The organism is Halomonas daqiaonensis, assembly GCF_900109725.1.
GTDB classification, from domain to species: Bacteria; Pseudomonadota; Gammaproteobacteria; order Pseudomonadales; family Halomonadaceae; genus Halomonas; species Halomonas daqiaonensis.
This window is the reverse complement of the sequence record NZ_FOBC01000008.1, coordinates 45,303-65,829: the sequence shown is the minus strand read 5'-3', so window position 1 is coordinate 65,829 and position 20,527 is coordinate 45,303. Positions and strand designations below refer to the sequence as shown.

At 62.0% G+C, this 20,527-nt stretch carries 16 protein-coding genes; 6 read left to right on the top strand and 10 right to left on the bottom strand.

Annotated elements, in window-relative coordinates; genetic code table 11:
• Positions 1 to 22: 22 nt before the first annotated feature.
• The 4 genes from mnmE to rpmH all read right to left on the bottom strand — a co-directional run bounded on the left by mnmE (position 23) and on the right by rpmH (position 3,957).
• Positions 23 to 1,393: a tRNA uridine-5-carboxymethylaminomethyl(34) synthesis GTPase MnmE gene (mnmE, locus tag BMY30_RS08210; protein WP_089712436.1), complete on the bottom strand. Its 1,371-nt coding sequence runs from the start codon at positions 1,391 to 1,393 to the stop codon at positions 23 to 25.
• Between the two features lie 100 nt (positions 1,394 to 1,493).
• The gene (gene yidC, locus BMY30_RS08205) at positions 1,494 to 3,191 is read right to left on the bottom strand and encodes a membrane protein insertase YidC (RefSeq protein WP_089712434.1); all 1,698 of its coding nucleotides are present in this window, start codon (positions 3,189 to 3,191) and stop codon (positions 1,494 to 1,496) included.
• A gap of 201 nt (positions 3,192 to 3,392) precedes the next feature.
• Entirely contained in the window at positions 3,393 to 3,809 is a 417-nt protein-coding gene (gene rnpA, locus BMY30_RS08200) for a ribonuclease P protein component (RefSeq protein WP_089712431.1), read from the bottom strand.
• Positions 3,810 to 3,822: 13 nt separating this feature from the next.
• Entirely contained in the window at positions 3,823 to 3,957 is a 135-nt protein-coding gene (gene rpmH / locus BMY30_RS08195; protein WP_027960517.1) for a 50S ribosomal protein L34, read from the bottom strand.
• Positions 3,958 to 4,464: 507 nt separating this feature from the next.
• Here rpmH and dnaA point away from each other — a divergent pair.
• The 4 genes from dnaA to gyrB all read left to right on the top strand — a co-directional run bounded on the left by dnaA (position 4,465) and on the right by gyrB (position 10,702).
• Complete coding sequence (gene dnaA / locus BMY30_RS08190) at positions 4,465 to 5,931, top strand: chromosomal replication initiator protein DnaA (RefSeq protein WP_089712429.1); 1,467 nt, start codon at positions 4,465 to 4,467, stop codon at positions 5,929 to 5,931.
• Between the two features lie 61 nt (positions 5,932 to 5,992).
• Positions 5,993 to 7,096, top strand: a complete 1,104-nt coding sequence (gene dnaN, locus BMY30_RS08185) for a DNA polymerase III subunit beta (RefSeq protein WP_089712428.1) — start codon at positions 5,993 to 5,995, stop codon at positions 7,094 to 7,096.
• Between the two features lie 58 nt (positions 7,097 to 7,154).
• Positions 7,155 to 8,270: a DNA replication/repair protein RecF gene (recF, locus tag BMY30_RS08180; protein WP_089712426.1), complete on the top strand. Its 1,116-nt coding sequence runs from the start codon at positions 7,155 to 7,157 to the stop codon at positions 8,268 to 8,270.
• A gap of 11 nt (positions 8,271 to 8,281) precedes the next feature.
• Positions 8,282 to 10,702, top strand: a complete 2,421-nt coding sequence (gene gyrB, locus BMY30_RS08175) for a DNA topoisomerase (ATP-hydrolyzing) subunit B (RefSeq protein WP_089712423.1) — start codon at positions 8,282 to 8,284, stop codon at positions 10,700 to 10,702.
• A 127-nt stretch (positions 10,703 to 10,829) separates the two neighbouring features.
• On the opposite strand, the gene gmhB is transcribed toward gyrB, so the two are convergent.
• The 3 genes from gmhB to glyQ all read right to left on the bottom strand — a co-directional run bounded on the left by gmhB (position 10,830) and on the right by glyQ (position 14,670).
• Entirely contained in the window at positions 10,830 to 11,393 is a 564-nt protein-coding gene (gmhB, locus tag BMY30_RS08170) for a D-glycero-beta-D-manno-heptose 1,7-bisphosphate 7-phosphatase (RefSeq protein ID WP_089712421.1), read from the bottom strand.
• A 251-nt stretch (positions 11,394 to 11,644) separates the two neighbouring features.
• Positions 11,645 to 13,711, bottom strand: a complete 2,067-nt coding sequence (gene glyS, locus BMY30_RS08165; RefSeq protein WP_089712419.1) for a glycine--tRNA ligase subunit beta — start codon at positions 13,709 to 13,711, stop codon at positions 11,645 to 11,647.
• Entirely contained in the window at positions 13,711 to 14,670 is a 960-nt protein-coding gene (gene glyQ, locus BMY30_RS08160) for a glycine--tRNA ligase subunit alpha (protein WP_089712417.1), read from the bottom strand. Before glyQ ends, glyS begins: the two co-directional genes overlap by 1 nt.
• 96 nt (positions 14,671 to 14,766) lie before the next feature.
• Between glyQ and rfaD the strand changes: the two genes are divergently transcribed.
• Both rfaD and waaF read left to right on the top strand, forming a co-directional pair.
• A complete protein-coding gene (gene rfaD / locus BMY30_RS08155; RefSeq protein ID WP_089712415.1) occupies positions 14,767 to 15,723 on the top strand; it encodes an ADP-glyceromanno-heptose 6-epimerase in 957 nt (318 codons plus the stop codon).
• The gene (gene waaF / locus BMY30_RS08150; protein ID WP_089712413.1) at positions 15,716 to 16,759 is read left to right on the top strand and encodes a lipopolysaccharide heptosyltransferase II; all 1,044 of its coding nucleotides are present in this window, start codon (positions 15,716 to 15,718) and stop codon (positions 16,757 to 16,759) included. The genes rfaD and waaF overlap by 8 nt, the downstream gene beginning before the upstream one ends.
• On the opposite strand, the gene BMY30_RS08145 is transcribed toward waaF, so the two are convergent.
• From BMY30_RS08145 to BMY30_RS08135, 3 genes are all read right to left on the bottom strand, one after another.
• Entirely contained in the window at positions 16,756 to 18,432 is a 1,677-nt protein-coding gene (locus tag BMY30_RS08145; protein ID WP_089712410.1) for a sulfatase-like hydrolase/transferase, read from the bottom strand. The two genes, waaF and BMY30_RS08145, sit on opposite strands and share 4 nt — an antisense overlap.
• A gap of 187 nt (positions 18,433 to 18,619) precedes the next feature.
• Positions 18,620 to 19,393 (bottom strand): glycosyltransferase family 2 protein, encoded by a 774-nt coding sequence (locus tag BMY30_RS08140; protein ID WP_089712408.1) that lies wholly within the window; start codon positions 19,391 to 19,393, stop codon positions 18,620 to 18,622.
• Positions 19,390 to 20,490, bottom strand: coding sequence for a glycosyltransferase family 9 protein (locus BMY30_RS08135; RefSeq protein WP_244516159.1), 1,101 nt, complete (start codon positions 20,488 to 20,490; stop codon positions 19,390 to 19,392). Before BMY30_RS08135 ends, BMY30_RS08140 begins: the two co-directional genes overlap by 4 nt.
• Between the last annotated feature and the right edge of the window lie 37 nt (positions 20,491 to 20,527).

Below are 20,527 nucleotides of genomic sequence, written 5' to 3'. Positions count from 1 at the left end.
GGGGAGTAGAGTAGAGGACTGCCTACTTGCCGATGCAGAAGCTGCCGAAGATCTCTCCCAGCAGGTCATCTGCGCTGAATTCGCCGGTGATTTCACCCAGGGCCTGCTGGGCATCACGCAGGTCCTCGGCAAGCAGCTCACCGGCCCCGTAGCCGGCTAGCTGCGCTTCGCCGCTGTCGAGGGCCCGGCGTGCCCGATCCAGGGCTTCCAGATGCCGCCGCCGGGCCGAGAAGCGCCCTTCGGTGGTCGCGGCGTAGCCCATTACCGACTTGAGGTGCTCCTTGAGGCTCTCCAGCCCCGCGCCGCTCTTGGCCGATAGCCGGATCACCGGAGTAGCAGCGTCAACATCGATCCCGGGAGATTCGTGGCTGGTATCGATCTTGTTGCGCACCAGCGTCAAATGCGAGGGATCCCGGAGGCGTGCCACGAATTCGGGCCAGATGGCCATGGGGTCGATGGCTTCGGTGGTGGCGGCATCCACTAGCAGCAGTACTCGGTCGGCCTGCTCGATCTCTTCCCAGGCGCGGGCGACCCCGATCTTCTCCACGGCATCCGGGGTATCGCGCAGGCCCGCCGTGTCGATGACGTGCAGGGGCATGCCATCCAGATGGATATGCTCGCGGAGGACGTCTCGGGTGGTGCCCTCGATGTCGGTGACGATGGCGGTATCCTGTTCGGTCAGCGCGTTGAGCAGGCTCGACTTGCCGGCATTGGGACGCCCGGCGATCACTACGCTCATGCCTTCGCGCATCAGGGCCCCCTGTCCGGCTGCGTCCCGCACCTCAGCCAGTTCCTGCTGGACCTCGGCCAGTCTGGTAGCGACATGACCATCGGCGAGGAAGTCGATTTCCTCCTCTGGAAAATCGATGGCCGCCTCGACGTAGATGCGCAGTTCGATCAGCCGCTGGACCAGTGACGCTACGCGATTCGAGAACTCGCCCTGCAGGGAGCGCAGGGCATTCTCTGCCGCCCCCCGGGAACTGGCCTCGATCAGGTCGGCGATGGCCTCGGCCTGGGCCAGATCCAGCTTGTCGTTGAGAAAGGCTCGCTCCGAGAACTCTCCGGGACGGGCGAGTCGCGCCCCCAGCTGCACGCAGCGCTCGAGCAGCAGATCCATGATCACCGGGCCGCCGTGACCCTGCAGTTCCAGCACGTCTTCGCCGGTGAAGGAGTGCGGGCCGGGAAAGAACAGCGCGATGCCCTCGTCGATCACCGTGGATTCGCCCCGGAAGGGACCATAGTGGGCATATCGCGGTGCAGGGCAACGGCCGGTCATGGCCTCGGCGATCGTCGCGCAGGCAGGACCGGAGACGCGGATGATGCCCACACCGCCGCGTCCCGGAGGCGTTGCCAGGGCGGCGATGGTGTCCTGATCATGAAAACTTGCGGTCATCGGCGGCTCCTGGGCTGGAAGGGAAACATTGTCTGGGTCAGGTCCCGTAAACGCCAGACCCCCGCCGTGGCGGGGGTCTGAAGGTGGCGGAAACGCCGCGCTACTTGGTCTTCATGCCCTTGCCGACACTCGGGTCGGCCTCGATCTTGCGGGTAATCGCATACTGCTGAACGATGGAAATGCAGTTGTTGACCACCCAGTAAATGACCAGGCCGGCTGGGAACCACAGGAAGAAGAAGGTGAAGACGATAGGCAGCATCTTCATGATCTTCGCCTGCATGGGGTCCGGAGGCGTCGGGTTGAGCATCTGCTGGACGAACATCGAGGCGCCCATCAGGATCGGCAGGATGAAGTAGGGATCCTTAACCGACAGGTCCTGGATCCAGAACATGAAGGGCGCGTGGCGCAGCTCCACGGATTCCAGCAGCATCCAGTAGAGGGCGATGAACACCGGCATTTGCACCAGGATAGGCAGGCAGCCGCCCAGAGGATTGATCTTCTCCTTCTGGTAGAACTTCATCATCTCCTGAGACATCTTCTGGCGGTCGTCGCCGAACTGCTCCTTGAGACGCTGCATTTCCGGGCCCAGCTTGCGCATGCGGGCCATGGACTTGTAAGCCTTGGCGGAAAGCGGCCACAGGGCCAGTTTCACCAGTAGGGTCAGCAGGACGATGGACCAGCCCCAGTTGCCGATTAGGTCGTGGATCTGGTCCAGCAGCCAGAAGAGCGGGTTGGCGATGAACCACAGCCAGCCGAAGTCCACAGTCAGCTCAAGGTGGGGAGCTATGGCTTCGAGGCGCTCCTGTATCTTGGGGCCCATGTAGAGGGTCGCACCCAGCGTAGCTTCGCCGTTAGCAGTCACGTTGCTGGTGGGGCCGGCGAAGGCCGCCACGTTGCGGTTACGGGAATCGGTAGTGGCGTAGAACAGGTTCTGGTGGTTCTGGGCGGGGACCCAGGCTGAGGTGAAATAGTGCTGGATGATGGCGACCCAGCCACCCTCGACATCGCGGTTGTTGAAGGCGCCTTCCTGGATCTCCTCGAAGTCGACCTTCAGGTAGCGATCTTCCGGTGTGGAGTAGGCTGCGCCGAGGAAGGACTGCATTCCCAGGGCCGGACCGCTGGAGGGGTCACTGCTGTTGTCGCGGGCCAGCTGGCCGATGAAGCGGGCCGTGACCGGCTCCTCGGTGTTGTTGGCCAGGAAGTAGTTCACGTCCACCGCGTAGCTGTCACGCTCGAAGGTGAAGCGCTTGATCACGTCGACGCCATTCACCTCGGCAGACAGGTCGACCTCGAGACGCTCATCGTTCGCGCCCAGCCGGTACTCGGTCGTCTCGGGGGTGAAGGTGATGCGGCCCTCGTGTCCTTCGAGCTGAAGGCCGGAGCGTGCTACATAGCTTCGGCTCTCGCTGTCGGACAGCAGCACATAGGGTCGTTCGGAATCGAGGCTGAAGCGGTGTTGGGGCAGCGCCGCATAGACGATATCCCCGCCTTGTGGGTCGATGCGTACATCTAGCACGTCGGTGACGACGGCCACCAGATCACGGCTACCCGACGGAGAAACAGCTTCGCCGGGAATATCTCCGGTCATGTCGTCCGTCGAACTTGCGGTCGCGGGTACCGAGAGGTCGTCGCTACCCGACGACGCCGGATCCTGGCTAGCCCCTTCCGAGGCACTGCTCGAGATGGCGGGAGCTTGCGGCTCAGGGGTCACCTGTCCGTAGTCCTGATTCCACTGCACGATCAACAGGTAGGCGAGTACCGCCAGGGGAATCACGAGGAGAAGTCGTTTTACGTCCATGAGGGGTCTGCCCGATGGGGAGTGAACATTCCGATGGCGCAACGCAGGTCGCACACCCGAGATACACGAAAGCCTGCCGAGGGCAGGCTGGATAACGCGTGCAGGCTGGCTGCATTCGAAGCGTCAGCATGGTGGATCGCAGCGAAGATGGCAGTGATGCTCATGCAGGCTCCGGGATGCACTGGCACGCTGAGGTACCGGTCATCGTTCGCGGCCCGCGTCGCCGGATTCCTGGCTGGGCAAGTCCATCCCAGGGGACGACCTGCGTGCTTCTTTTTCCAGGCGGCGCCACATTCCGTGGAGCTGTCGATGCACGGTGGGATTGTCCAGTTCATGGACTCCTCGTCTTGCCAGCACCACGATATCCACCGAGGGCAGACGATGCTGCTGAAGCCGGATGGATTCGCGCACGATGCGCTTGAGGCGGTTCCGGTCGACGGCTCTGCGAACATTCTTCTTGCTGAAGATCAGGCCAAGACGTGGATAGCCTCGTCCATTGGGAGAGGCCAGGGCCATCAGCCCCTTGCCGTGAACCTTGAATACAGCTGTTTCGAAGACACGCCGATAATCCCCGGCGGTCAGCAGTCGCAACTGCCGGGGATAGCCCTGACTAGGCACGCGAGGGCCGCGTTCAGGCGCTCAGGCGCTTGCGGCCCTTGGCACGACGGCGGGCCAGTACGGCACGACCGTTCTTGGTGGCCATGCGTGCACGAAAGCCATGCATGCGCTTGCGCTTGAGGACGCTGGGTTGAAAAGTACGTTTCATAACTCGTTATTCCCACGTGGTTTTCGGAACAATTGGATCATTAGGAGGCATCCGGATGCCGCTGGCGGACCCGGGTGTATTCGGTTCAAGACCGGAAATTGTAGTGATTTCAGCCTCGCGGTGCAATTCTTCCTTGCGATCCCATGCTGCCGGCAGGGCGAGAGGTGAGGGTGTCCGGTTACCGGCGCTCCTGGTGATCATCGCGGGAGATGTGACCCCTGTTATCACTAATGGGGATATGTATTGTGAACAATCCACTATAAGCTTTTGGTATCAGTCACCTACTAGCCTCGTTTTACTGTGGACAAGATGGGGATGTTGTGAATATCTTCTGCCTCGACTGTTGACACAACAGGCTTGACCCGTAGGTTCCGGGCTCAGCAGCTCCACAGTCTTTGCGGGTCGCAGTGGGGTTTTCCACAGAACGGCGTGTGGTGCTGGCATGTGGATAACCCGTTGTCTGAACGATACAATGGGCGGTCGTTTTCAATGCAATGGTGAGGTCGCGTGTCACTGGCTCTCTGGCAACAATGTCTGGATACCCTGCAGGACGAACTGAACTCCCAGCAGTTCAATACCTGGATCCGCCCGCTGCAAGCGGAGGAAGGGGAGTCCAACCAGTTATGCCTGCTTGCGCCGAATCGCTTCGTGCGTGACTGGGTCAGCGACAAGTATGCCAAGCGAATCAGCGAGTTGATGCGCGAGCTTTCGCCCGCCAAGCCACCAAAGGTGGTGCTGACCGTCGGCAGTCGCCGCGCAGCACCTAACCCCCAGCCTCGTGAGCTGGGTAATCCGGTCTCGGCGGCGCGCACCCCCGCAGCACCGGCAGTTCAAGTGCCTTCTTCCCGCGGGGAAGTCGGTGACGAGCGCGAGATCGATCAGTTGCGCGAGGAGAGTGGTGGTCAGCGACGCGGCGGCGAGCGCCAGGTGCAGGTGGAAGGGAGCCTCAAGCACAATAGTGGCCTCAACCCCAATTTTACCTTCGAGACCTTCGTTGAGGGCAAGTCCAACCAGCTGGCCAGGGCCGCCTCCCGCCAGGTATCCGAAAATCCCGGCGGCGCCTATAATCCGCTGTTCCTCTACGGGGGAGTCGGCCTCGGCAAGACCCACCTGATGCATGCCGTGGGTAATGCCTTGGCGACACGACGCGAGAATGCACGGGTGGTCTATCTGCATTCCGAGCGCTTTGTGGCCGACATGGTAAAGGCACTTCAGCTCAATGCCATCAACGATTTCAAGCGCTTCTATCGCAGCGTCGATGCCCTGCTGATCGATGATATCCAGTTCTTCGCCGGGAAGGAGCGCTCCCAGGAGGAGTTCTTCCATACCTTCAATGCGCTGCTCGAGGGCGGCCAGCAGATGATCCTCACGTCGGATCGATATCCCAAGGAAATTAGTGGGGTTGAGGAGCGCCTGAAGTCGCGTTTCGGTTGGGGACTGACGGTGGCCATCGAGCCGCCGGAGCTGGAGACTCGGGTGGCGATCCTGATGAAGAAGGCCGATCAGGCCAATGTCGATCTGCCTCACGACGCCGCCTTCTTCATTGCCCAGAAGATCCGCTCCAACGTGCGTGAGCTGGAAGGTGCCCTGAAGAAGGTGATCGCCGACTCCCACTTCATGGGCAAGACGATCACCCAGGACTTCATCCGCGAGTCCCTCAAGGATCTTCTGGCGCTTCAGGACAAGCAGGTCGGTGTGGATAACATCCAGCGGACCGTTGCCGAGTACTACAAGATCAAGCTTTCCGACCTGCTTTCCAAGCGTCGCTCCCGCTCGGTGGCCAGGCCTCGGCAGGTGGCTATGGCCTTGGCCAAGGAGCTGACCAATCATAGCCTGCCGGAGATCGGAGATGCCTTCGGTGGTCGAGATCACACCACGGTGCTGCACGCCTGCCGCAAGGTGAAGGCGTTGCAGGAGGAAAGCGCGGATATTCGCGAGGACTACAAGAATCTGCTGCGGTTGTTGACCAGCTGAACGGAATACCAGCGGTCGGGTCGCCGGCCTCAATCCCACCAGGACAAGTAGTGGAGCCGACATGAAATTTTCCATCTCCCGAGAAGCGCTGCTGCGCCCGCTGACGCTGGTTGCCGGCGTGGTGGAGCGACGCCAGACCCTGCCGGTACTCTCCAACGTGCTGATCCAGGTCGATCAGGATCAGGTGTCTCTCACCGGCACCGATCTGGAGGTCGAGTTGATCGGTCGTACCGCCGCCATCCTGGTGGAAGAGCAGGGATCGGCGACCGTGCCGGCCCGCAAGCTCATGGATATCTGCAAGTCGCTACCCGATCAGTCCGAGATACAGCTCTCCCTCGAGGAGGGGAGGGCCGTACTGCGCAGTGGTCGTTCGCGCTTCACCCTCTCGACCCTGCCTGTGGCAGAGTTCCCTAACATAGAGGATGATCAGGGCAACGTGGAGTTCAGCCTGCCACGGGGCACTCTCAAGCATCTGATTGATTCGACCTCCTTCGCCATGGCACAGCAGGACGTCCGTTATTACCTCAATGGCATGCTGCTCGAGTTGGGTAACAACCTGGTGCGTACCGTGGCTACCGACGGCCATCGCCTGGCCGTGTGCTCGCGTCCGGCTGAGATCCAGGTGGAGCCTTCCCAGAAGTTGATAATGCCGAGAAAGGGAGTCCTGGAACTGGTGCGCCTGCTTGATGACGGTGATGAGCCGGTGAGTCTGACCCTCGGGGCCAGTCATGTGCGGGCCCATACCGGTGATTTTACCTTCACGTCCAAGCTGGTCGACGGCAAGTTTCCTGACTATGAGAGGGTAGTACCTCGCGGCGGCGACAAGGTCTTCATTGCTGACCGTGCCGAGCTGCGCCAGGTGCTGTCCCGCACAGCCATCCTTTCCAACGAGAAGTACCGTGGCGTGCGCTTGAATCTCGAGGAAGGCAATCTGCGTGTTATGGCCAACAATCCCGAGCAGGAAGAGGCCGAGGAAAACGTCGCCATCGAGTACAGCGGGCCGGCGATGGAAATTGGCTTTAATGTCGGCTATCTCGTCGACGTGCTCGGTGTGCTGGACGAGGATCGGATGCAGATGACCCTGGCCGATCCCAACAGCAGTGCACTGATGGAAGAGCCTGGTGGTGGCGACGCCATGTACGTCGTCATGCCGATGCGCCTCTGAGGCGCCGGCTGGTGATGCCTGTGCTGTGTGCCATCACCACCGCGGTTGATCCTGCCTGATGCCTCTCGAACGCCTTGCCTTCCATGGTCTGCGAAATCTGCAGGCCGTGGACCTTATTCCAGGGCCCCGCATCAATCTCTTCACCGGCACCAATGGCAGCGGCAAGACCAGCCTGCTCGAGGGTATTCATGTCCTCGGCATGGGCCGTTCCTTTCGCGCTCGGCGACTTGGTCATGTCATTGCTCACGATGCTGATGCCATGACGCTGCATGGCCGCCTGGCCGGTAATCCTGCGATGACCATCGGCATACGCCGGCATCGCGAGGGTGGGGAGTTGGAGATGCGCCTGTCGGGTGAGAGGCTTGACCGTGTCTCGCGCCTGGTAGAGACCCTGCCGTTGCAGCTGATCAACCCTGATGCCTTCCGTCTTCTGGAGGGCCCGCCGGTTGGGCGACGCGAGTTTCTCGACTGGGGCGTGTTTCACGTGAAACACGATTTTCTCGATGTCTGGAAACGTTTCCGGCGTGCGCTGAAACATCGGAATGCCCTTCTCAGGCATGGTAGAATATCTGATGCTTCCCTGGATGCCTGGGAACAGGAACTGGTGCACTGGGGCGACCGGTTAGATGGGATGCGTAGCGATTGGGTCGAGCTATTCCTGCCGGTATTTGAGGACACGCTGGCCGAGCTGATCACGCTGCCTGGCTTGTCACTACGCTATTCGCGCGGCTGGGATCGCAAGCGACAGCTGGCAGAAATTCTTTGCTACGGGCGTGACACCGACCGACAGATGGGCTTCACCCAGCAAGGGCCGCAGAGGGCGGAGCTGGGCATCCGTCTCGGCAAGCGTCCGGCAGTGGAAGTGCTTTCTCGCGGACAGCAGAAATTGGTGGTAAGTGCTCTTAAACTGGCCCAAGGGCGTCTGCTCGAGGCAATGACAGGCCATACCTGTATCTACCTGATCGACGACTTGCCTGCCGAGCTGGATAGCGAGCATCGCAGGATTTTCTGTGCCTGGCTGGAGCGCATGCGCTGCCAGGTGTTCATCACTAGCGTCGATCCCCATGCGCTGGCGGGTCTCTGGCAGCCGGATACCCAAGTGGCGATGTTCCACGTGAAACATGCCGAATCGGGGCAGGGACAGCTGCTGCCAATGGATAGAAAGACTTCATGACGGAGTAGTCAATGAGCGAACAGGCTTACGACTCATCGAGCATCAAGGTCCTCAAGGGGCTGGATGCCGTACGCAAGCGGCCGGGCATGTACATCGGAGATACCGATGACGGTACGGGTCTGCACCATATGGTGTTCGAGCTGGTGGACAACTCCATCGATGAAGCCTTGGCCGGATACTGCAGCGAGATCCGGGTCATCATCCACCCCGATGAATCGGTGACCGTCACCGACAACGGTCGTGGTGTTCCGACCGATATCCACGAGGGGGAGGGCGTGTCAGCGGCCGAGGTGATCATGACAGTGCTGCATGCTGGCGGGAAGTTTGATGACAACTCCTACAAGGTATCCGGCGGCCTGCACGGCGTGGGGGTATCCGTCGTCAATGCCCTGTCCGAGGAGCTGAAGCTGACGATCTGGCGTGCGGGCCAGGTGTACGAGCAGATCTATCATCATGGTGTTCCTGAGACCTCGCTGGCGGTGGTGGGCAAGACCGAGAAGAGCGGCACCCGCGTGCATTTTCGCCCCTCGACCGAGACGTTCCACAATATCGAGTTCCACTACGATATCCTGGCCAAGCGGCTCAGAGAGCTCTCCTTCCTCAACTCTGGCGTGGCCATCCGCCTTATGGATGAGCGTAGCGGAAAAGAGGAACTGTTCCATTACGATGGTGGCCTCAAGGCCTTCGTCAACCACTTGAACACCAACAAGACGGTGCTTAATCCGGTATTTCATTTCAATGCCGAACGCGAGGATGGGGTCGGCGTAGAAGTGGCCATGCAATGGAACGATACCTTCTCCGAGAACATCTTCTGCTATACCAACAATATCCCCCAGCGGGATGGCGGTACTCATCTGGCCGGCTTCCGCGCTGCCCTTACTCGCTCGCTGAATCACTATATTGAGGCCGAGGGTCTCCTCAAGAAGGCCAAGGTCAACACCTCCGGTGACGATGCCCGTGAGGGTCTGACCGCGATCATCTCCGTGAAGGTGCCGGATCCGAAATTCTCAGCCCAGACCAAGGACAAGCTGGTCTCCTCGGAGGTGAAGACCGCGGTTGAGCAGGAGATGGGGCGACTCTTTTCGGAGTACCTGATCGAGAAACCCAACGAGGCCAAGGCCATCGTCAACAAGATGCTTGATGCGGCCCGAGCACGTGAGGCGGCTCGCAAGGCGCGTGACATGACCCGTCGCAAGGGTGCTCTGGATATCGCGGGTCTACCCGGCAAGCTGGCGGACTGCCAGGAGAAGGACCCCAGCCTATCCGAGCTCTTCCTAGTCGAGGGTGACTCGGCAGGCGGCAGTGCCAAGCAGGGGCGGGATCGTCGCACCCAGGCGATACTGCCGCTCAAGGGAAAGATCCTTAACGTCGAGAAGGCGCGCTTCGATAAGATGCTCTCTTCGGCCGAGGTCGGCACCCTGATCACGGCCCTGGGCTGCGGTATCGGCCGGGAGGAGTTTGATCCCGATAAGCTGCGTTATCACTCGATTATCATCATGACCGATGCCGATGTGGATGGCTCGCACATCCGCACCCTGTTGCTGACGTTCTTCTTTCGCCAGATGTCGCAGCTGATCGAACGAGGCCATGTCTTCATCGCCCAGCCGCCGCTCTACAAGATCAAGCGCGGCAAGCAGGAGCTCTACCTCAAGGATGAGCAGGCGATGATCGATTACCTGACGACGACGGCACTGGACGGCGCCCGGCTGCATGTCAACGCAGATGCGCCCGGCATCGCCGGTGCCCAACTAGAAGCCCTTGTTAACCAGTACCGTGACGTGATGAAGCGTATCGATCGCCTGTCGCGTGTCTATCCCAATGTGGTGCTGCGCAAGATCGTCCATGCAGCGCAGCTCGACGGCGAGGAGAGCCTGCGCGATCACGTCACCATGCAGAACTGGATTGAGTACCTGCAGGCCGAGATGGACGCGCTGGTCTCCTATGAAGGTGGGCCGCGTTATACCTTCCGTCTCGAGGAGGAGAATGAGCGCGGCGTCTACCTGCCGGCGGTGTCGCTGACGGCGCATGGTGTTACCACCGACTATGTGTGGGGTATCGAGTTCTTCACCAGTGTCGACTATCGCGCCATGGCAGAGCTCGGCGAGACGCTGGATGGCTTGATGGAAGAGGGCAGCTACGTGGCCCGTGGCGAGCGACACAAGCCCGTTTCGACCTTCTATGATGCCCTGGAGTGGCTGATGGCGGAGGCTCAGCGTGGCCTTTCCATCCAGCGTTACAAGGGGCTGGGCGAGATGAATCCTGATCAGCTCTGGGAGACGACCATGAATCCGGATACCCGGCGTATGCTGCGTGTCTCCATCGAGGACGCTGTCGCCGCCGACATGATGTTCAATACCCTGATGGGCGACGAGGTTGAACCAAGGCGCGATTTCATCGAACGCTATGCCTTGGTGGCAAATCTCGATATCTAATGCGCTCGGTCGCATGTTCCACGTGAAACATCACGCTGCCTGAAGAGTGGCAACGACGACAAGGCCAGCCGCGAAGGCTGGCCTTGTCGCATTACGTATAATAATTTCCTGGCCGGTGTGTGCCTTGCTAGTAGCTGGATTCCTGTGCCAGCAGCCAGTCCACGAAGCTTGACAGGTCATCGAAGATCATCGCGCTGTCCAGCCCTTCGCCCTTTTGCTCCGTCCGACGACCCTTGCCGGTGCGGACAAGAACTGGTCGGCAGCGCATGGCCTCGGCTGCCTGCAGGTCGCGCAGACTATCGCCGACCAGCCAGCTCCCTTCGAGACTATTCAAGGACAATCCCTGTCGAATTTCCTCCAGCAAGCCAGGCTCAGGCTTGCGGCATTGGCAGCCATCATCTGGCCCATGGGGGCAGTAAGCGATATAAGCGATCTCCCCGTCGGCCTTCTGAACCAGTTCGCGGAGCCGGTCATGCATGGCCTCCAGGGCTTGCATATCATAGTAGCCGCGGGCAATCCCGGATTGGTTGGTAGCAACGGCCACATTCCAGCCGGCACAACTGAGCCGTGCAATGGCCTCGATGGCGGTAGGGTAGGGAATCCACTCGGCCAGGGACTTCACGTACGCCTCTGAGTCCCGATTGATGACGCCATCGCGGTCGAGGATCACGAGCCGTTCGGCTGCGAGCATGTTGGTCATTCCTTTTCGGAGATGGTCTTAGAAGCTGAGTGTTTCACGTGGAACATCGCCTGCCAAGCGGCCAAGCAGAGCGTTCCAGTTGCCAAGAGTGCCGAGAACTGACATTGACGCTATAACAGACGGTGCCATCAGGCCTGAGACGGACGCTCAAAGCGCGATAGTGTTTCACGTGGAACAGTGGGCTCGGGCCATGAAAAAGGCCGACGATCGCTCGCCGGCCTGGGTTTCAGCTGATACTCGGATTACTGCTGGAGCAGGGCGATGTCCGCCACCTCCAGGAAGAGCGCCTGAAGGCCGGCGAGCAGGGCCAGGCGGTTGCGGCGCACGGCGGGATCCTCGGCCATGACCATGACCTGATCGAAGAAGGTGTCCACGGGCTCGCGCAATCCGGCAAGGGCGTCCAGGGCCTCGCTGTAGCGCGCCTCAGCGAAGAGAGGCATCACCGCCTGGCGGTGCGACGCCAGGGCCTCGTACAGGGACTGCTCAGCGGACTCATGGAGCAGTCCGGGTTCCACCTCGGTGGCACCGTCGTGTTGCTGCTTGGTCAGGATGTTGGAGACCCGCTTGTTGGCGGCGGCCAGGGCCGCGGCCTCCTCACGGCGAGAAAAGCCCTGGACGGCACGCAGGCGGCGCGCGAAGTCGAGGGGCTGGGTCACCGGACGGGCACGCACGGCGAGGTAGACCTCGGTATCGATCCCCTCGTCCTGTGCCCAGGCACGGAACCGGTCGAGCATGTAGGTGAGCACCTCGTCCACCAGCCCCTCAGCGTAAGGCAGCTCCTGATGCTGCGCTGCGGCCAGCTCAAGCAACTCACGCAGGTCGAGGGCCAGCTTACCCTTGACCAGGATGTTGATAACCCCGATGGCGGCGCGACGCAGGGCGAAGGGATCCTTGGTTCCGCTGGGGCGCTGGCCGATACCGAAGATGCCGGTGAGGGTATCGAGCCGATCGGCCAGCGCCAGCGCCAGGCCGGTACGCGTCTGCGGGATCGCGTCGCTGGCGAAGCGCGGCAGGTACTGCTCCTCGAGGGCCTGGGCCACCTCGGCGGCCTCGCCGTCGTTGGCGGCGTAGTAGCGTCCCATGATGCCCTGGAGTTCCGGGAACTCGAGGACCATCTCGGTGACCAGGTCGCACTTGCCGAGCTCAGCGGCGCGCCGTGCCTGGGCCACGTCACCGTCGATACGACCGGCGATGAAGGCCGCCACGGCGGCGCTGCGATGCGCCTTGTCGGCCAGGGTACCCAGGGCCTTCTGGAAGACCACGCCGGCCAGTTCCGGGGCCCGCTCCGCCAGCGGGCGGCGGCGGTCGGTGTCGTAGAAGAAGGCGGCATCGGCCAGGCGCGGACGGATCACCTTCTCGTTGCCCTGGATGACCTGCTCCGGCTCGTGGCTGTCGATGTTGGCGATGGTGATGAACAGCGGCTTGAGGCGACCCTCGTGGTCGAGCAGGTGGAAGTACTTCTGGTTGGCCTTCATGGACGAGATCAGGCACTCGGCGGGCACTTGGAGGAAGCGCGCGTCGAAGCTGCCGGTCAGGGCCACGGGCCACTCCACCAGGCCGCTTACCTCGACGAGGAGTTCCTCGTCGATCACCGCCGTGGCGTCCTGGACCTCGGCCTCGGCCAGCACTTGTTCGCGGATGCGCTCGCGGCGCTTGTCGCGGTCGGCCAGCACCCAGGCCTGTTCCAGGGCGCCGAGGTAATCGTCGGCGTGGGCGATCTCGATGGGCTCCGGCGCATGGAAGCGGTGCCCGCGGGTGGTGCGTCCTGCCCGCAGGCCCAGGGCATTGGCCTCGACGACCTCGTCACCATAGAGCATCACCAGCCAGTGGACGGGACGGGAGAATTCCACCCGGGAGGCACCCCAGCGCATGTTCTTGGGCACCGGCAGGGCGCCGATGGCCTTCTCGACGATGGCGGGGAGCAGGGCCGTGGTGGCTTCGCCCTGCTGCTGCTCGCGGTAACCCAGCCAGGTGCCCTTGTCGGTCTCCAGGTGGATCAGCTCGTCCACGCCGACGCCGCAGGAGCGGGCGAAGCCCTCGGCGGCTTTCGTCAGTTGACCATCCTTGAAGGCGGCGGCCAGGGCCGGGCCACGGCGCTCGACCTCGCGGTTGGGCTGCTTGTCCGCCAGTTCGCGCACTTGGATGGCCAGGCGGCGCGGACCGCCATGGGCGAGGACTTCGCCGAAGTCGATGTCGGCCTCGACGATGCCCCGTCGGATGCCCTCGGCAAGGGCGTCAGAGAGGTCATCGATGGCGCCCGGTGGCAGCTCCTCGACGCCGAGTTCGACCAGTAGGGTATTGGCAGCCATCAAGCGTCTCCCTGTTCGGCAAGCAGTTCGCGGCGCAGGGCCTCGGGGGCCAGCGGGAAGCCGGCGGCCTTGCGCGAGTCAAAGTAGGCCTGGGCCACGTCACGGGCCATGGTGCGCACGCGCAGAATATAGCGCTGGCGTTCGGTGACCGAGATGGCGTGGCGAGCATCCAGCAGATTGAAGGTGTGAGATGCCTTGAGCACCTGCTCGTAGGCGGGCAGCGGCAGGCTGGCATCCAGCAGCTTGGAGCACTCGCGCTCCTGATGGTCGAAGGAGGCAAAGAGGAAGTCGACGTCGGCGTGCTCGAAATTGTAGGCCGACTGCTCGCGTTCGTTCTGCAGGTAGACGTCGCCGTAGGTGACGCGACTGCCATCCGGGGCCACCGTCCATACCAGGTCGTAGACGCTATCGACATCCTGCAGGTACATGGCGATCCGCTCCAGGCCGTAGGTGAGCTCTCCCGTGACCGGAAAACACTCCAGCCCGCCGGCCTGCTGGAAGTAGGTGAACTGGGTCACCTCCATGCCGTTCAGCCAGACCTCCCAGCCCAGGCCCCAGGCTCCGAGGGTGGGGGACTCCCAGTTGTCCTCGACGAAGCGGATGTCGTGGACCAGCGGGTCGAGCCCCAGGTGCTTCAGGGAGCCCAGGTAGAGATCCTGAAGATCCGTGGGAGAGGGCTTCATCACCACCTGGAACTGATAGTAGTGCTGCAGGCGGTTGGGATTCTCGCCGTAGCGGCCATCGGTGGGGCGCCGGGAGGGCTGCACATAGGCTGCATTCCAGGTCTCGGGGCCGATGGAACGCAGGAAGGTGGCAGTGTGGAAGGTGCCGGCGCCCACTTCCATATCCAGGGGCTGGAGGATCACACAGCCCTGATCGGCCCAGTACTGCTGCAGGGCGAGGATCAGGCCCTGGAAGGTTGCCACGTCTGGCGTCGACGGGGATGTGGAGAGAGTCATTTCGGAAGCACCATTGGCCATGAATTCACGAGCCGTCAAGTATACAATCACCGGAAGATCGGTTATAGGCGCAGGCCCGGAGACGAGAGGATTCCCATGATCGTAGTGACAGGCGGGGCCGGTTTCATCGGCTCTAATCTAGTCAAGGCACTCAATGCCCGCGGCCGCGACGATGTACTGGTGGTCGATGATCTCAGCGATGGTACCAAATTCGTGAATCTGGCCGACTGCACCCTCGGCGACTATCTGGACAAGGAGGATTTCCTCGCCCAGGTGAGGGCGGCGATGAATGGCGAGCGGTCGCACCTGCCGCCCATCGAAGCCATCTTCCACGAGGGCGCCTGCTCGGATACCACCGAGTGGGACGGTCGATTCATGCTCGAAAACAACTTCGAGTACTCCAAGGAGCTACTGCACTTCTGCCAGCGTGAGGGCATTCCCTTCCTCTACGCCTCCTCGGCGGCCACCTACGGTGGCAGCGAGGTGTTCTTCGAGGCCCCGGAACATGAGAAGCCGCTCAACGTCTATGGGTACTCGAAGCTGCTGTTCGACCAGTACGTTCGCGCTCGCCACGATGACTTCACCAGCCAGGTGGTGGGATTCCGCTACTTCAATGTCTACGGGCCTCGGGAACAGCACAAGGGCAAGATGGCCAGCGTCGCCTATCACCATCATACCCAGATCAGCGCCGGTCAGAACGTGAAGCTGTTCGGTGCCTGGGATGGCTATGAAGCTGGCATGCAGAGCCGTGACTTCATCTATGTGGGTGACGTAGTGGACGTCAACCTGTGGTTTCTGGATCACCCCGAGGCCTCTGGCATATTCAACCTGGGTACCGGACGCGCCGAGCCCTTCAAGGCCATTGGCGAGACCGTGGTCGACTACTATGGTCGCGGCAGGATCGAATACATCGACTTCCCCGAGGAACTCAAGGGGCGCTATCAGAGCTATACGCGTGCCGACATCAGCCGCCTGCGCGAGGCTGGCTACGATCGCGAGTTCCGCACCGTGGCCCAAGGAGTACGCGAGTACCTGGAGTGGCTGAATGGCTGAGGCGCGGCAGACGCCGGCCTCAGCAGGGGAGCCTCGCATCCTGGTGGTGGGCCCTTCCTGGGTCGGCGACATGGTCATGGCACAGAGCCTGTTCATGACCTTGAAGGCGAGGCAGCCGGGCAGCCGGATTACGGTGGTGGCTCCCGCCTGGTCGAGGCCGATCCTCGAACGGATGGATGAAGTCGACGAGGTAGCCTGCCTCGAGGTAGGACACGGCCAGTTCGGCCTGGCCACACGGCGACATCTGGCCCGCTCGCTTCAGGGGCGTTTCGATCATGCCATCGTGCTGCCACGCTCCTGGAAGTCAGCGCTGGTGCCCTTCCTGGCGAGAATTCCCCTGCGCACCGGCTTCACCGGCGAGCAGCGACTGTGGCTGCTCAACGACCGCAGGCGACTCGACAAGACGGTGCTGGACCAGACCGTGAAGCGCTTCGTGGCCCTGGGCCTGCCGGCGGAGGAAGCCGCTCGGGGAGACTTCCCCATTCACCGTCCCAAACTGCGCCTGGATACCGAGAACCTGGTCGAGCGCCGAGTCGAATTGGGACTCTCGTCACGCCCGGCCATCGGCATGATGCCGGGGGCAGAATATGGCCCTGCCAAACAGTGGCCACTCACGTATTTTCGGGAGTTGGCGAGATTGCTGGTGGTGGAGGGGTTCGAGGTCCGTGTTCTGGGTGGTCCCAAGGACGTGGATGCCGGCGAGGTGATTGCCGACGCGCTTCCCCATACCCACAACCTGTGCGGCAGGACGCGGCTGGCGGATGCGGTCGACCTGCTGGGTGACTGTCAGCAGGTGGTGACCAACGACTCGGGGCTGATGCATGTTGCGGCCGCAGTAGGGACCCGCATACAGGCCATCTATGGGTCGTCGTCTCCCGGCTATACGCCGCCATTGACCGAGAATGCCGAGGTACACTATCTCGGCCTCGACTGCTCGCCCTGTTTCCAGCGCACCTGCCCGCTAGGGCATACCAACTGCCTGAATCAGCTCATGCCCGAACGGGTCCTGCGGGCCGTGCTGGAGTCCGCCGGTTAGGGAAATACCTCGGGCGCCTCTGCCGCCTCGTCCTTGGGGGTCTCGATGACCTGCTCGGTGAACGGTTCGGTAGGTGGCGGTGGCCCTTGCGGAGGCGCCAGTCCTTCCCACAGTCGTTCCTGGAGGGCCGTTTCTTCTCTCAGGCGGGCATTGAGTACATCCAGCCCGTGCTCCTCGACCAGGGTCGGCTCATCGGAGAGCAGTGAGACGCCCAGCCCAGCACGATGCCAATCAATGACGAATCCCATGGCCTCGAGTACCGTGGGTAGGATATCCATGGTCGATGCCTCGACATCCAAATGGCGTGGTTCGAGCTGCTCACTCAACAGTATGAAGGTATTATCTCGTTCCCCGGCGACCAGTTGTTCCCAAGCGGAGACGCGCATGGTCAGGTGGTCGCTGGCGATCACTACAAGTGTGTTCTCCAGCAGACCTTCATCCTCGAGTCTTTCGATCAATCGACGAACAAGCCAGGCTGAGCACTCTACCGAATAGAGGATATCCACGCCGTCAAACTCGCCTTGGCGCTGTCGGCACTCGCGAGCCGGGTAACCGTTGGGAGCATGGCCGGTGATGCTCAGGCTGACCAGCCCCCAGGGGCCTTCCTGTCGCTCGAGCCGGCGGACCTCCTCGACGGTGAGGTCATACAGCGTATCGTCATACAGGCCCCAGCTGTTGACGTAGTCGGGCTTCTCGAGCCGTGGCTCCAGCTCCTCCCGCCCCAGTATCCTGTCGAAGCCGTGGCCCCGATAGAACGTCCCTTTGCCGGCGAAGCGGGTGCTGGCTCCGCCCATGTAGGACAGCGTATAACCTCGATCGGCGAGTAGATCACCCAGGCAATCGACGCCCGGCACTACCTTGCCCAGGGGCTCGAATTGGCTATCGTGCAGCAGGCCGGCCGGCATCAGCGGCGTGCCACACTGGCTGGCGATCATGCCGGCCATGGTCCAGCCGGTGTTATCGACCTGGCGCACCCCATCGAAGACTACGGCCTTCTCGCCCAGGGCTTCCAGGTGAGCATAGGCATCTCCGAAGCGCTCACGGTCAGCGTAGGTGCGCTCGATACTCTCCAGATAGAGCAGCAGGAGGTTAGGAAGCTTACGAGGGGCGTCGAGAATGATCGGCTCGACATACTGGCGCTCCAGCCAGGCACCATCCTCGGTGACGAGAGCTGCGCCGCGTTGACCCATCCCATAGAGCATGGGGTTGCCTGCCAGCAGGGCCATGGCCAGCAGACGCTCCACTCGACGCCAGCGATAATCGACCCGGACCAGCCAGGTAAAAGAGGCCAGCAGCACGAGCATGCTTAAGGTGTAGAGGATGGCGGCGGCGATGCGATCACCGCCGCCATGTTCCTCCATGCCTGCCTGGAGATGGAAGAATACCGCGCCGAGATCGACCATGCCGAAGCTATCGGCGAGATAGACGTAGAGCCCCCACAAGGCGAGCGGTAATAACGACCAGGGCCAGATCCTGCGCTCGGGGCGCGGGCGCGATGGTGCCCCCCAGCGCAACCAGCGGGCCAGCAACAGCCATCCCCCCGCGACCGGCACGAGGCCCCAAGTGGGAAGGCGCGTCAGGGTCGCCACGGTGAAACCGAGCCACAACCCGATGAAGAGCAGGGCCCACCAGCGGGGCTGGCGAAGTAGGGGCGGCAAGAAACGGCTGAGCATGAAAGAGACACTGAGGAGAGTTCGGCACCAGCTTACCAAGGGTCAGGTGGCGAATGTACCGATGAGTCTGGGAGGCGTCATTGCCAAGATGGCTGTCAATCTATCACTCCCCTCCTGTTCCATTGACCGATGGCACGGCAACTTTAATGCTGGCTCATCACGATCGAGATCGGGAGCACGGTATCAGTTAGTCAGATGTGCCCTGATGGCCTGACCGCTCCTTCTCATGGAGCTCGTTGAGCTTGGCGTACTTCATGTAGGCGTGAAAGGCGGTAGTCACGGCTACGGTCATGCCATCCGCACCCTGAAAAAGCCCTCCCTTGAAGATCAGCTTTCTCAACATGGCGCTCAGTGCATGCCAGGTAGGGCGGTAGCGGGAGGGCCCTTTGCCTCTCTGCTTCATTGCCCAGGCGTCTCGGCTCGAGAGTTGATCGATGCGGATGATCCAGTGAGAGAGGTCCCGGTAAGTGAAGTGCCGGATATGGCCCCCCGTATCCAGGATTTCTGGAGCACGCACGGAAGAGTGTGCTTTCTTCGGCAGATAACCTGAGGTGGTGCGGTTGTAGAGTCGTGTTACGGGGTCCGGATAGAAGCCAGCTGCCTTGACCCAGTGGTGACCGGCAAAGTTTCGGCGATTGAAGCGATAGGCCTTGTCGGGATCATCCAGTGCCAGTGATCGAATGGCAGAGACGGCATCGTCCTCGAGTCGTTCGTCAGCATCTAGGGCGAGAATCCAGTCGTTGCGCGCTAGAGGGACAGCGAAAGCCTTCTGGGGCCCATCACCGAGATAGGGTTGATGGATGACAGTGGCACCCTCGCGTTCGGCAATCGCGACGGTGTCGTCTTGGCTGCCTGAGTCCACGACGATAATCTCGTCACAGACGGTATTTAGCGAGAAGATGCAGTTGGCGATGTTGTCCGCTTCGTCGAGGGTGATGATGATTCCGGTGATCGGCGTCATGGGGTCGTCTCGCAGGTCGGGAAGTGGCGCAGGTGGTCGGCGATCCGGCCCGCCGCGGCCTCTATGTCGATGCTGTCCATGTCGCGCTCGCCGGCGCCTGGGGGCGGGCAGAAAGCCAGCCTGTGCGCTTCGGCATTGCAGGTCTGCCAGCGCAGTGGGGTGGCAGAACGTCTGGCTGGATAGAAGCCCGCGGTGGGGCGGTCCAGACAGCCGGCAATGTGTAAAGGGCCTGTGGAGCCGGCGATGAACAGGTCGGCGGCCGACAGGCTTAGGGCAAAGTCGTCGAGCCCATGGCGGGGTGGCAGCAGGTGAGCTGTTACCGATTTGTCGAGGAGTCGCGTGCGGAGAAAGTCGATCGCGGCCCCCTCGCCGGGGCCGGCGGTGAGCACCCAGATCGGGGCGTGGCGGCTAGCCTCGGCTAGTTGCGCCTCCACGGCCAGCACCAGGTTTGCATAGCGCTCGAGGGAGAGGTTCACCGCTGAGCCGCCGCTACCGGGATGCAGGAAGAGCCAGAGGCGCGAAGTTTCCAGGCCCAGTTCATCGGCAATGCGCTCCCGCTGCGCCTTGCGGGTACCGTCGGGAAGCGGCCAGTAGGGCGGCTCGGGACGTACCGGCACCTTGAGCCCGAGTTCCTTCAGTAGGGCTTCGGCCAGCTCCAGGTTGTAGAGGTATTCCGGTTTTTTGGAGCGTGACCTGCGCTGCACGATACGTCGATTATAGAATAGCTGGGCCCACTTGGTGGCCGGGGCCAGGCGCAAGGGAATGCCGGCTTGCCAACCCAGCCGGCCGATGCGCGGCGTGGAAAAGAGCGTCAGCAGGGCGTCGAAGCTTGCCTCACGCAGTCGGTGGAGCAGCTCCCGGCGCCCCTCTCGGCCGCTTGCGTCTCCCGGGTCGATCAGCACCTCATCGATCCATGGGCACTGCCTGGCGAGGGGAGCGGTGTAAGAGGGAACCAATGCGCTGACATGAGGGGCCGCGTCGGAGGCCTTGAGGCATGCCAGTGCTGGCCAGGAGAGCATGAAATCCCCAAGCTTGTCGTTGCGAACCACCAACAGGCGAGGATGGCCGCTGTCACCGGCAGAGCGTTGTGTCATCATCCGAGCTCCCTGGCCCCGAAACCGCAAAGGAGACTCC

What these genes read in the sequence shown, in the direction of transcription:
- mnmE (WP_089712436.1), bottom strand. Translation starts at nt 1,393, where the DNA reads ATGACCGCAAGTTTTCATGATCAGGACACCATCGCCGCCCTGGCAACG.
- yidC (WP_089712434.1), bottom strand. Translation starts at nt 3,191, where the DNA reads ATGGACGTAAAACGACTTCTCCTCGTGATTCCCCTGGCGGTACTCGCC.
- rpmH (WP_027960517.1), bottom strand. Translation starts at nt 3,957, where the DNA reads ATGAAACGTACTTTTCAACCCAGCGTCCTCAAGCGCAAGCGCATGCAT.
- dnaN (WP_089712428.1), top strand. Translation starts at nt 5,993, where the DNA reads ATGAAATTTTCCATCTCCCGAGAAGCGCTGCTGCGCCCGCTGACGCTG.
- recF (WP_089712426.1), top strand. Translation starts at nt 7,155, where the DNA reads ATGCCTCTCGAACGCCTTGCCTTCCATGGTCTGCGAAATCTGCAGGCC.
- gyrB (WP_089712423.1), top strand. Translation starts at nt 8,282, where the DNA reads ATGAGCGAACAGGCTTACGACTCATCGAGCATCAAGGTCCTCAAGGGG.
- gmhB (WP_089712421.1), bottom strand. Translation starts at nt 11,393, where the DNA reads ATGCTCGCAGCCGAACGGCTCGTGATCCTCGACCGCGATGGCGTCATC.
- glyS (WP_089712419.1), bottom strand. Translation starts at nt 13,711, where the DNA reads ATGGCTGCCAATACCCTACTGGTCGAACTCGGCGTCGAGGAGCTGCCA.
- glyQ (WP_089712417.1), bottom strand. Translation starts at nt 14,670, where the DNA reads ATGACTCTCTCCACATCCCCGTCGACGCCAGACGTGGCAACCTTCCAG.
- rfaD (WP_089712415.1), top strand. Translation starts at nt 14,767, where the DNA reads ATGATCGTAGTGACAGGCGGGGCCGGTTTCATCGGCTCTAATCTAGTC.
- waaF (WP_089712413.1), top strand. Translation starts at nt 15,716, where the DNA reads ATGGCTGAGGCGCGGCAGACGCCGGCCTCAGCAGGGGAGCCTCGCATC.
- BMY30_RS08145 (WP_089712410.1), bottom strand. Translation starts at nt 18,432, where the DNA reads ATGCTCAGCCGTTTCTTGCCGCCCCTACTTCGCCAGCCCCGCTGGTGG.
- BMY30_RS08140 (WP_089712408.1), bottom strand. Translation starts at nt 19,393, where the DNA reads ATGACGCCGATCACCGGAATCATCATCACCCTCGACGAAGCGGACAAC.
- BMY30_RS08135 (WP_244516159.1), bottom strand. Translation starts at nt 20,490, where the DNA reads ATGATGACACAACGCTCTGCCGGTGACAGCGGCCATCCTCGCCTGTTG.